The sequence below is a fragment of the Fibrobacter sp. genome, assembly GCA_012523595.1.
In the GTDB taxonomy this organism is placed as follows: domain Bacteria; phylum Fibrobacterota; class Chitinivibrionia; order Chitinivibrionales; family Chitinispirillaceae; genus JAAYIG01.
In genome coordinates this window covers 20,010-31,356 of the sequence record JAAYIG010000245.1, presented here as the reverse complement: position 1 = coordinate 31,356, position 11,347 = coordinate 20,010, and the positions used below count along the sequence as shown (strand labels likewise).

The window sequence follows — 11,347 nt, the reverse complement described above, 5'->3', positions numbered from 1 at the left end:
GTTCCGAAGCTGGTGAAGATCCCTCCTAAAAAAATCATAGATTCACCAGAATTTAAAATATTTATAAGAGCAAGAAAACCTAAAAACAGCAATGAACCAAACCACGCTCCAAAAAACGCTATAACCTTGATAAACCAGGGAGCATTAGTTTCTGAATTAAAATCCGATAATTGGGATTCGAGGAAGCTGGAATATAACCGATAATCATTTTCGGTAAGACTACTCTCATCAAGAACGTTAACGATAGTTTTATGGCTTTTCATAAATCTTTCTCTTCCAGGATTCATTAATGTGCATGAGTATAAATACTGAGGATACTGTTAATCCAATAATAAGGAATCCTCCGATTATAAAAATCACTGCAGCGTCATATCTGATGGCTTTTTTGAACGCGGAAAATATAACTGCTGAAATGCATACAAAAGAGGCAGCAATTGTAGACAGGTCGTATATTTTTCGGGAATAGAAAAATATAATACCTGCATAGCTTATAAAAGACAGAAGGAGACAGATTAAATATCCGGATTTATCAAAATCAGATAAAATACCGGTGATACCTGCAATGGTCAATGACGTAACTACTGCAAATCCCAGTATTCGGGGTAACCACCTGGATTCAAAAAGGATTTTTTTCTTTAAAAATGAATACTCGTATATATACAGGGCAGTTGCATTTACAACAGACAGGGATATTATAGCATAAGGGTTAATCCAGTTCCGCAATAACTGGCCGGCGAATAAAACTATTGATGTGTTGATAAGAACAAGCCACAAAAACCATAAAGGTTTAAAGTTCGAGATAAGAACTATTCCTGTAATAAGAATTGCCCAATTCAGAAAAAGATCATAGGCATTTGCCCCTGTTTGATATATCTGACCAAATACTGCAAGAAGACACCCTGTAAAAAATGCAGCAGCAACCAATGAAAGTTTCGCATGCAGTTTTTGTAAATCAGAGAACAAAGTGATGGCAGCAGAGGAAATGAGGAGAAAAGAGACGATTGCGAGTTTTGCGAACCTGTGCAGGTCGTGCCAATTATAAGCGAAAAAGAAAATTATACCTGAAACTATGAATAATACACCAAGAGATAATGCAAATTTTGAAAAGAAAGAAAGCCAGGATCTGATACCAGGTGTAAAGCCAGCAATAGAGTAAAAATTAGAAAGCACATCTACTGACATTCTCTCCATTTGGGCAAGTAAATAGATAGTCTTTCTGGAAAACTTTTCTTTTTTAATTGTATCAAGCATTTAAAACTCTTTTCTCTTTCGAAGAAGGTATTCGAAAAACCAAAAGAACGAGCCCGCGCGCTTCGTGCGGGCTCATCAAATATTCAAATAGAAAATACTATTCAGATCCCTGACTAAACGAACAGAAATCCCCCACCTCTTATTGGTCTCTCCCCTGCGCATATGTACAGTAGAGTGGTTTAGGTCATAGGTGTATGCGTATACTGCATCGCGCTCTGTAGCACTCCACCACCAACCGTAGATATACTGGTAGTGATATCCACCAACGGAATCCCGAAGACCTCCGGGAATGTCCATCATCTGCTCTATTGGCTTCCATTGCCAAACCGGTACCGGATTCTTACCAACCAGTGTCAACACATCACCAGCCTTGCCAACTGCTATCCGTATCCACTTTGATCCATCCCAGTACTGCATATCACCCCTGGCGATCCCAAGAGGAAAGGTACCTGCAACCGTGACCGCCCATGAATTGAATTCACCGCTTCCCGCGCTGTTATCCAATGCAACTGTAGCCGCTCCTGTGTTTTCATTGTACTTAATTATCACACCTTACATCCAGTTTACCGGTGATGCAATGCTGGCTATACGGATTCGCTGGCCAAAACCAAAGGCATTCCGGTTGTTGGCAAGAATGAGAGATATGCTGCCGCTGTTACCAACAGCCAGATTTGTTGTGGATGTTGTGGCAGGGCTGTGACCGGCTTCACCCGGTACTCCTTGAGGACCCGCTGGACCAATGGGTCCGGCCGGGCCCTCAGGACCCATATCACCCACCACGTTCATCGCTACTGTCCATACACCGCTGCTCTTTACCGATACATCTCCGGTGGTGGTGTTCAGGTGGTAGTCTCCATCCTTGCCCAAACTCTCGTTTGGTACACCCGGGCTGCTATGCCATCTGGATGCCGCGCTCTCGATATCATGTGTCAGCAAAATCATCGGCGCAGACGTCCCTCCCTGGAATCAAACGATGCCTCCAGCCCATCATCGGACATCAACGCAACACCGTGAAACGTACCGCTCTTCAGGTGCTTAGTCAGATCAACCTGCACCATTTTTTCCACATCGGTGGTACTGAGCGCCACCACTGCTGCAGCCGTATCGCCTGTTTTGATAGATGCAAGCGGTACATTGTTCTCCGGTGCAGTAATGGCAGATTTCAGCGGATAGTTCTCCAGTGCTCCCGGAGCCTGCACGTGATTTACATACAGAGTCAGCTTTGCTGTTGAGATTTTTGAAAAGTCAACTCCAGTGGTCTGAAATGTGATCCATCCTTTCACCTGCTGGCTTCCACCGTCAACCAGGATCTCCCTAGTTTACAATTTGAATCGGACCGTTTTTCGACATATCAGCGACAGTATTACATATTATTCTCGATTATCTTTCTCAGTTCTGCCTCATTGTTCGAAGTGAGAATTTCCAGATGTCTGGATATTTTTTCGGCAGGCCAATTCCACCATTCTGCCAGTTGAAGGAGGTTTATCAGATTTTCATCAAATCGTTTCCGGATCTCCTTTGCCGGATTTCCACCGACAACTGAATATGGGGCAACGTCTTTCACAACCACTGACCTTGCCGCTATTATTGCTCCATTTCCAACTTTAACGCCCGGCATTATCAAAGAGTCATATCCGACCCAGACATCATTTCCAATTACAGTATCTCCCTTGTATGGCAACTCCTCCATTTTCGGTGTCACCCTTTCCCATCCATTCCCAAAAATTGAAAAAGGATAGGTTGAGAATGCATCAATTTTATGATTCGCGCCATTCATGATAAATTTGACATCACGTGCAATAGCACAGAATTTCCCGATGATCAGCTTATCACCCATAAAAGGGTAGTGGTAAAGAACATTTCTTTCAAACCCTTCAGAATCAACCGGGTCATCGTAGTAGGTGTAGTCGCCAACGATGATGTCAGGATTCTTTATCACGTTTTTCAGATAGCAAACCTGGTCAAATCCCTTCATCGGGTGCTTTTCTGTTGGTTTGGGTCCAATCATGTTATTTGTTCAGGGATCCTTTCTCAATCTCAAATAATGCAGCATCAATAACCCACTGAGGATCTTTATAGCTGCTGTATCTTTTTTCATTGATAAAAAAGGTCGGGGTAACCTTTACTTCTTTGGCTGTACTTTGATTTCTTGCGGCGCTTAACAGATTCTTAAAATCCTGATTCTTTAACAGATACCTCATCTCTTTCCCTGAAATACCTGTCTCTTCAGCCATTTTTACTACATCTTCATCGCTATATCTAAGCTTGTTTTCTCTGAACTTCTGAAACAGTTCCCAGAATTTACCCTTTGAGTTTGCAATTAACAAAGCTAAATCACCTGGCCCCGTTCCAATGGGTATGGCCAGAAGTTTAGCTTTACCAGATAGAGAGCCGACAGTCACACTGTCATACAGTTCACCAACGATCCGTTTGCACATATTGCAGCCTGATGATATGTAGGAGACAATACGGACTGGTGATGATGGCAAGCCTGCCCAGGCTAAGAAAGATGTATCAATTACATGCTTTTCAGTGGTAACAAATCCGTCGTACCTTTTCTCCAATTGTTCCTGTATTTTTGTGCGGTCGCTTTCGCGCTGTACAAGCCAGAGGGAGAAATCATATAAACGTGATGCAATCGGGCATGTACTTTTATCGAGGCAGGATTTCAGAGATGTCCCGCAGCAGTGTTCAATTTTAAATGATGAGACAACCGAATCAAGGAGAGCTGATTGCTGTGGATTCAGATCATTATCAGCAGCAAAAAGCGGAAGAACTGAAAACAGCAGAAACAACCACAAATTTGAAGAATACCTGTACAAATTACTTTCCTTTCATGATGGATTACCTGAAACTATTATAATATATAGTTTCTGCCAAATGCCCGTTATCACTCAAAATGACCGATAATTCTCATCGAAAATGACCGGTTATTCTCATCGAAAATGACCGGTTATTCTCAACCAAAATGACCGATGATTCTCATTGAAAATGACCGACTTTTCTCACTCCTCATTTTCTTTATCCGCAAATCGGGTTATAATCTCTCTCAATATTTTTGCTCTGTTTTTCAAATCAGCTTTACCGACAGACTTTTCTTTTATCTCCTTATCCGCCTTTGCTAACGAATCATTCAGGCTCTTAAGAGAAAGCAATGTGGTTGCCAGACAGAAAAAGCTTTTACAACTCCCGTCATCATAGCTTTCAAGCATGGTCTTGAGAAGACTCATTCGTTTGCTTTGCTGTTTAATAAATGCAGGAACTCCGGATTCTTTTATGGATTTAAGGTTTTGAATAACCCTTCTATGAGTTACAAAAGAATCGACTTCCCCGGTTTCCTTATCGGATTTGGGGCAGGGAAAATCGCTACATACAGCGCAGACCTCCAGGCCCTTTTTCTTAACGCAACAGGTAATAAAAGAACAGGAAGGATGTCTTTTCTCGAAATCCTCACCACAACAACCTGGACATCTTGAGGAGCCTTCGGTATAAAATCTCGGACACAAGCCGCAATCCAGACCGCAGCAGCCTAAAGTGTAATATCTTTTGCTCACGTTTGTTTTTTCCTACTGATGTGTGAAGTGCCATGCTTTGGCCTGTATGTCTTGTTAAACTAATGCATTTTCTGATATTCTCCGGATTGTACATTTGTCACCGGTGATGCTTATTGGGTGATACAATTAATAATATCGGTTCCGGTTTTTGATGGGTCAAGGGAAATAAGTTTTCTGTTACTATTAAGAATATGGTTTGAAATACCCGGTGACTGGAGATGTGGTTTACTGATTTCTAATAGGGAAATGGTGGTATTAGGATTCTGACAGTATTCAAGTGCGGCTGATTTATCAGTTTCTGCGGTATTATAAATACCTGAGCATGCCCAATTCTATTTTCCGTAAACCAATACTTTCATAGGCTTTTATAGCAGTTTCATTTTCATAATTTACTGTCAGATTTATAGCGGAAACACCCTTCTCTTTTGCTATGGATATTAAAGTATTCATCATCTGTTTAAATATGCCAAGTCTTCTGTAATATTTACTTATGATCACATTGTCGATAAAAAGAAGATTGAACTGGTTCTCAAGAACAGGAGGTCTGGTTATGATAAAGGAAATGATCATACCAACCAAATCACCGTCTTTTTCAGCAACAAGCATGATCGCATTGTCATCGTTTAACTTCTGATTCCAGTACTCAAAAGCTTTGGCTTTACACCTCTCTTCCGGTTTATACCATTTTTCATCAAATTGCACATGGAATTCCTGCATTTCAAGCCATAGGGTGAACATTTGCTCGAAATCGTTCGGGGTTGCTTTTCGGATGGTAAGATTGTTCATGTTACTATTCCATTCTCAAGTACTCATAAATAGTAGACATTGAAATACAAAAATAGTAAATACTTAACTAATAATACTCCCACATTCACCTGCAATTGAAGTAATATTTATTTCTGCCTTATACCATTGTTTTTCTTCTCTTAACCATTTTACTTCTTTCGATATGCAAATCAAAACAGGAAAAGAATGTGTATCAAAATCCCATTTAAAGCTACGTGCATGTATAATTTATTAATAAGCATCACGAAATGAAAGTTCCTTTCCTTCTCCATTTTTCATAATAAGCTTACCGTAGTTATTAGTACTACTTCTTTTTTCATCATCATCAACCATTCTGAGAAATAGTGCTAATTCAATGCAAGCTTTTTCTGCTTGCAAAGCAGGTATATCAATTAAAGCTTTCCGTAAATACTCTAATTCCCCCAAAAAATGATCTTCAAGCATTTTTTCAAGAGGTTTTCGTGAGTACGCAAAGGTCATTATTATTGAAATATTCACATATGTTAAACGAGTTAGTGGTGTTGTGAAATTAGACATTGCTGAAATTTGAACTCCATTTTTCTGAAAAACAGTCTGGTAAGAACTTATTTGTCATCTGTTATTTTTTAACCTTAACAATGTATTCTTTGAATACTTCTACCATCTTTGTCATAGCAGAAGTCATAAAGTTAATCATAGTTGGCCAGTCTTCTTTGTTGAAACATCAACATTTTGACATTCTAATTTAATTCGGCAAGCTTTCTTATTATCGAGCCGTTCCCATACAAGATTTTCACCAATTTTCTCCTAAAGCTCCGGGGTTATTTGCAAGCCACTCTTGTAAATGTGCTCCTTCGCTAAAACCTAAATCTTTGAACGATATTTATTCAATTCAGAAATACAGTTCGCACTTCTATCTATGATGTACATATCTTATCTAACCTTTAGAAAGGTGTCTGAAAAAAAATAACGCAAAGAGAATTAGAGTATTAGGTAATAAATATAAAGTTGATATGGGAACTAACTTAAGTCAATGAAAAAAGTAATAAATAGTATATCATTGATAATGCTCTAAATTAGATCAATTTCTTAAATAATAACAGTAAAGGACGAAATCATTTCTCTGCAATGAAGTGATTTTATTCTTTGAATCTCTGTGAAATGTGTGCTATTCAGGTTGTATATTTCATATATGAAAACCTTAATGTTACACATCCACGGCCTCGTCCAAGGCATCGGTTTCCGCCCCTTCATATACAAAATTGCCCTGAATTCCTGCATAAAAGGCTACGTGCAGAACCTCTCTGACTGTGTGGTAATTGCCGCACAGGGGAAAGATGAAGATATTTCAATTTTTATCGAACGTATTAGGTCTGAGGCTCCGGTACTGGCAAGAATCGAAGAGATAACAGTCCAGGAGGTGGAAAGTGAGGAGCTCGGTGAGTTTTCAATAAGGGAGAGTGAAGATTACACCGAATCTGTGACAGATATAAGCCCCGATATAGCTGTTTGTGAACTCTGCCTGAAGGATCTTAAAGAACAGCCACACAGGGTCGATTACCCTTTTGTTAATTGCACTTTCTGCGGGCCAAGGTTTTCCATAATAAAAGGGGTGCCTTACGACCGACCTAAAACCACTATGGCGCCATTCAGGATGTGCCCCAAATGCGCTGAGGAGTACGCTGATCCATCTGACCGCAGATTCCATGCTCAGCCCCTTGCCTGTAACAGCTGTGGCCCGTCGTATACGCTTTACATGATGGACGGGAAAGAGATTACAGGAATAAATGAGATTTTGGAGGCTACAGCAAAGATGCTGGAGAAAGGCTCTGTTGTGGCTGTGAAAGGAATCGGCGGGTTTCATCTTGCCTGTAACCCCTTTATGGAAGAGCCACTGAGGAAGCTGAGAAGTGGGAAAAGACGGGACGGGAAACCGTTTGCACTAATGTTTCGTGATCTGGAGGCACTGAAAGAATATGCGTTTGTCGATGAAGAGGAAGAAAAACTGCTTTTATCAGCGGTGAGCCCTATCGTGCTTCTGAAACTGTGCCGGAAGATGCTTCCAGGGGTGAACAGTGGTCTTAATACTATAGGGGCTATGCTTCCATATATGCCGTTTCACTACATGCTCTTTGAGAGACTTGACATCACGGCACTGGTCATGACAAGTGGAAATATCTCCGAAGAACCGGTTGTGATCAGCAATTCCGAGGCTCTTGAAACATTCAGGGGAATCGCGGATGCGGTGCTGTGCTATAACAGGGATATTTACAACAGAGTAGATGATTCAGTTACAGCGGTTTATGCAGGGCAGGTGGTTACTTTACGCCGCAGCAGAGGCCTTGTGCCGTCACCGGTTAATCTTTCCCAGGATGTCGACGGGATAGTGGCTGTTGGGGCGGAGCTTAAGAACTGTTTTGCAGTAGGAAAGGGGAACAAGGCAATTTTAAGCCAGCACATCGGTGACCTTAAAAACGCGGAAACGCTCTCCTTTTTCGAGGAATCACTGGAGCGTTTCAGGTCTATTTACCGGGTAGATCCTGTGCTTTTTGCCTGCGACAAACATCCTGATTACCTCTCCAGTATCTTTGCACATAAGAGCGGGCTTCCTGTCACCGAGGTACAGCATCATCACGCCCATATCGCATCATGTCTCGCAGAGCACAATATTGACCGGGAGGTAATCGGAGTATCATTCGATGGTGTCGGGCTGGGCGATGACGGAGCAGTGTGGGGAGGAGAGTTCCTTGTCTGTGATCTTGTGCAGTACAGGCGATTTACCCATTTAAGGTATGTAAATCTTCCGGGCGGAGACAGAGCCTCTGTGGAGCCCTGGCGGATGGCTGCAGCGTATCTTTACGATATCGCAGGTGAGGTTTTTTCGAGGGAGTACGGGCAGTTTTTCAAGGGGGTAGATCCTCAGATGCTCGAGGCGGTGGGATTCGCCATGAAAAGGAAAATAGGCTGCCTGTTAACCTCCAGCGCAGGCCGGCTTTTCGATGCGGTTTCCGCACTTGCTGGTATCTGCTCGTTTAACAGCTTTGAGGCAGAGGCAGCGATGAGACTGGAGGGGTATTGCGATGAGGAAAAGAGAATGAATCCCTACGACTGGGAGCTAAGGGAAAGCATCGATATACGTCCTGCAGTGAGAAAAATCTGTGAAGACGTGTTTAGCGGTGTTCCTGTGCCGGAGATTTCAGGACGTTTTCACAGCACCATAATCGATATTATAGAGAAGACCTGCCTGGAGATCCGGAGAAAAACAGGGCTGGATTCAGTCGTTTTATCTGGTGGGTGTTTCCAGAACAGATTTATTTTCAGGTGGGCTAAGGAGCAATTGAAAAAGGCTGGTTTTACGGTTTACACTCACAGCCTGATTCCCTGCAATGACGGGGGGATAGCACTGGGGCAGTTGGCCGTGGCAGCCGGGAGACGAAGCAGGCAATGTGTTTAGGAATTCCTGGAAAAGTTGTTTGGATAAAAGAAATGAAGGCGGGTGTTGATTTCGGAGAAGTGGTTTGTGAAGCCGCTACCCACCTTGTTGAAGATCTTGAAATTGGCGATTTTGTTTTGGTTCACTCAGGGTATATCCTGGAAAAGATGGATATGGATGAAGCTGAGCAGACACTTTCCCTCTTTAAACAGCTTTCGGAAAGTTCCGGTGAGCAATGAATATCCGGGAAGATTTCAGAAATTACCGGGATTGTCGTGCATTAGCTGAGCGTATCCGTGCTGAATCAAAAACTCCAGTTACAATAATGGAAGTGTGCGGGGGCCACACGATGGCTCTTCAGCGCTACGGTATCCCATCGATGCTTCCGGAGACAGTACGTCTTATCTCCGGGCCCGGATGTCCGGTTTGCGTTTCAGATATCCGTTTTATTGACCACGCGGTTGCTCTTGCCCGTAAACCGGAAGTGATCATCGCCACCTATGGTGACCTGATCCGTGTTCCTGGATCTTCATCATCGCTTGAAAAGGAGAGAGCCGCCGGTGCTGATGTAAAGGTGGTGTGGTCGGCACTGGAAGCTCTTGCGATCGCGTCGGCAAACCCTGACAAAAAGGTGGTTTTCCTGGGGATAGGGTTTGAGACAACGACTCCGGGGACAGCTATTGCGGTTATCGAGGCAGAGAAGGCTGCGATTGGCAATTTCTTTGTGCTCAGTTCACACAAGGTGATGCCTCCTGTGATGACCGCGCTTATCGATGAGGGTGTAAAGATTGACGCGTATCTCTGCCCGGGACATGTAAGTGTGATCACGGGAAGCAGTATCTATGAACCGATAGCGGAAAAATACAGAAAACCGTGCGTGATTTCCGGATTCGAGCCCTCCGACATTCTTCAGTCGATATGGATGATTGTAAAGCAGTTCGAGGAAAAGGCCGCCAGGGTAGTGATCCAGTACAAACGCGCTGTTCGTCCAGAGGGAAATCTCAGTGCGCAGGCGATGACAGGTGAGGTTTTCGAGCCTGTTGATGATTACTGGCGGGGGCTGGGGATAATTCCTTTCAGCGGGCTTAAACTGAGGGGGAGATACCGCAGGTTTGACGCTGCAGAGGCAATAGAAGTAGAAGTGGAGAAAACAAAAGAGAGTAAAGGGTGTATTTGCGGTAATATCCTCAAGGGTGTTGCCAGACCTTACGATTGTAAACTGTTTGCAAAGGCATGTACTCCGGACAGCCCTGTTGGTGCCTGTATGGTTTCATCGGAGGGGACCTGTTCGGCTTATTTTCAGTACGGAGATTATGGAAAATAAAGTGATTCTTCTCAACCACGGCAGCGGCGGCCGTCTTACCCATCAATTGATCGATTCCGTTTTCGCATCCCGTTTTTCCAACCCTGTCCTCGAGCAGCGCAGCGATTCCGCAGTGATGAATATCGGGGGTGAGAGGGTTGCCTTTACAACCGATTCCTTTGTGGTCAATCCGTTGTTTTTCCCTGGAGGGGACATAGGCAAGCTCTCTGTGTGCGGGACAGTAAATGATCTGGCTGTAAGCGGGGCGATACCGCTGGCGTTAAGCGCTTCTTTCATTATCGAGGAGGGTTTTCCCTTTTCTGATCTGGAGAAAATAGCAGATTCCATGGCAAAGACTGCTCTTGAGGCCAGTGTATCGATAGTGACTGGTGATACCAAGGTGGTCAACAGGGGGAAGGCTGACAAACTTTTTATTACTACTGCTGGAATAGGATCATTCAGGGATGAGAGGGCTTGTACCGGGAGTTGTGAAAGGGTGAAACCCGGGGATGTGGTTATTGTAAACGGGTTTTTAGGTGATCATGGGATGGCTATTCTGGCTGCCAGGGAGGGGATGACGTTTTCTGCGGATGTAAAAAGTGACTGCGCGGCACTTAATCGGATCATAGCAGATGTGCTTGATAAGACAGATGCGGTTGCGTTTATGCGTGATGCGACCCGAGGAGGGCTGGGAACAGTGCTCTGTGAACTGGCTGAAGATGGGGGAATAGGGATTGAGATCGATGAGAAGGCTCTTCCTGTGCGCAAGGCGGTGAGGGGCATGTGCGATATGTTCGGGTTTGATCCTCTGTTTATCGCCAATGAGGGCAAGGTGGTGATGGTTGTGCGGGAGGAAGCTGCACCGTTTGTGCTGGACATAATGAGAAAGAACCCTCTGGGCAAAGATGCTGCAATAGTGGGGCGAGTAACAGATGAAGCTGCAAAAGTGAAAATGAAAACTGTTGTGGGCGGGACAAGGGTTATAAGCATGCCGGCCGGGGATCAGTTGCCCAGAATTTGTTAGTGTTTGTTATTGGTGCT

14 protein-coding genes are annotated in these 11,347 nt (G+C 43.6%); 5 read left to right on the top strand and 9 right to left on the bottom strand.

Going from position 1 to position 11,347, the window contains the following annotated elements:
- Positions 1-249 precede the first annotated feature (249 nt).
- The 7 genes from GX089_17070 to GX089_17040 all read right to left on the bottom strand — a co-directional run bounded on the left by GX089_17070 (position 250) and on the right by GX089_17040 (position 4,481).
- Positions 250-1,251, bottom strand: a complete 1,002-nt coding sequence (locus GX089_17070; protein NLP04209.1) for a DUF2157 domain-containing protein — start codon at positions 1,249-1,251, stop codon at positions 250-252.
- Between the two features lie 75 nt (positions 1,252-1,326).
- Complete coding sequence (locus GX089_17065; GenBank protein NLP04208.1) at positions 1,327-1,800, bottom strand: hypothetical protein; 474 nt, start codon at positions 1,798-1,800, stop codon at positions 1,327-1,329.
- A 3-nt stretch (positions 1,801-1,803) separates the two neighbouring features.
- Positions 1,804-2,193 carry a collagen-like protein gene (locus GX089_17060; protein ID NLP04207.1) on the bottom strand — a complete coding sequence of 130 codons (390 nt, stop codon included), beginning with the start codon at positions 2,191-2,193 and terminating at the stop codon, positions 1,804-1,806.
- Positions 2,190-2,534 carry a hypothetical protein gene (locus GX089_17055; GenBank protein NLP04206.1) on the bottom strand — a complete coding sequence of 115 codons (345 nt, stop codon included), beginning with the start codon at positions 2,532-2,534 and terminating at the stop codon, positions 2,190-2,192. Before GX089_17055 ends, GX089_17060 begins: the two co-directional genes overlap by 4 nt.
- A gap of 80 nt (positions 2,535-2,614) precedes the next feature.
- Positions 2,615-3,259, bottom strand: coding sequence for a Vat family streptogramin A O-acetyltransferase (vat, locus tag GX089_17050; protein NLP04205.1), 645 nt, complete (start codon positions 3,257-3,259; stop codon positions 2,615-2,617).
- 1 nt (position 3,260) lies between these two features.
- Positions 3,261-4,052: a thioredoxin domain-containing protein gene (locus tag GX089_17045; GenBank protein ID NLP04204.1), complete on the bottom strand. Its 792-nt coding sequence runs from the start codon at positions 4,050-4,052 to the stop codon at positions 3,261-3,263.
- Positions 4,053-4,256: 204 nt separating this feature from the next.
- Positions 4,257-4,481: a hypothetical protein gene (locus GX089_17040; protein ID NLP04203.1), complete on the bottom strand. Its 225-nt coding sequence runs from the start codon at positions 4,479-4,481 to the stop codon at positions 4,257-4,259.
- Positions 4,482-4,556: 75 nt separating this feature from the next.
- Here GX089_17040 and GX089_17035 point away from each other — a divergent pair, with 75 nt between their 5' ends.
- Positions 4,557-4,727 carry a hypothetical protein gene (locus tag GX089_17035; GenBank protein NLP04202.1) on the top strand — a complete coding sequence of 57 codons (171 nt, stop codon included), beginning with the start codon at positions 4,557-4,559 and terminating at the stop codon, positions 4,725-4,727.
- Between the two features lie 384 nt (positions 4,728-5,111).
- Here GX089_17035 and GX089_17030 read toward each other — a convergent pair whose 3' ends face one another.
- A complete protein-coding gene (locus GX089_17030) occupies positions 5,112-5,591 on the bottom strand; it encodes a GNAT family N-acetyltransferase (GenBank protein NLP04201.1) in 480 nt (159 codons plus the stop codon).
- A 231-nt stretch (positions 5,592-5,822) separates the two neighbouring features.
- Positions 5,823-6,128, bottom strand: a complete 306-nt coding sequence (locus GX089_17025; protein NLP04200.1) for a hypothetical protein — start codon at positions 6,126-6,128, stop codon at positions 5,823-5,825.
- A 646-nt stretch (positions 6,129-6,774) separates the two neighbouring features.
- Between GX089_17025 and hypF the strand changes: the two genes are divergently transcribed.
- Genes hypF through hypE form a run of 4 tightly spaced genes read left to right on the top strand, consistent with a single transcriptional unit; the run spans position 6,775 to position 11,330 of the window.
- Positions 6,775-9,024, top strand: coding sequence for a carbamoyltransferase HypF (gene hypF, locus GX089_17020; GenBank protein NLP04199.1), 2,250 nt, complete (start codon positions 6,775-6,777; stop codon positions 9,022-9,024).
- Positions 9,015-9,242: a HypC/HybG/HupF family hydrogenase formation chaperone gene (locus GX089_17015; GenBank protein ID NLP04198.1), complete on the top strand. Its 228-nt coding sequence runs from the start codon at positions 9,015-9,017 to the stop codon at positions 9,240-9,242. The genes hypF and GX089_17015 overlap by 10 nt, the downstream gene beginning before the upstream one ends.
- Positions 9,239-10,327, top strand: coding sequence for a hydrogenase formation protein HypD (gene hypD, locus GX089_17010; GenBank protein ID NLP04197.1), 1,089 nt, complete (start codon positions 9,239-9,241; stop codon positions 10,325-10,327). The genes GX089_17015 and hypD overlap by 4 nt, the downstream gene beginning before the upstream one ends.
- Positions 10,317-11,330: a hydrogenase expression/formation protein HypE gene (gene hypE / locus GX089_17005; GenBank protein ID NLP04196.1), complete on the top strand. Its 1,014-nt coding sequence runs from the start codon at positions 10,317-10,319 to the stop codon at positions 11,328-11,330. The genes hypD and hypE overlap by 11 nt, the downstream gene beginning before the upstream one ends.
- Positions 11,331-11,347: the final 17 nt, after the last annotated feature.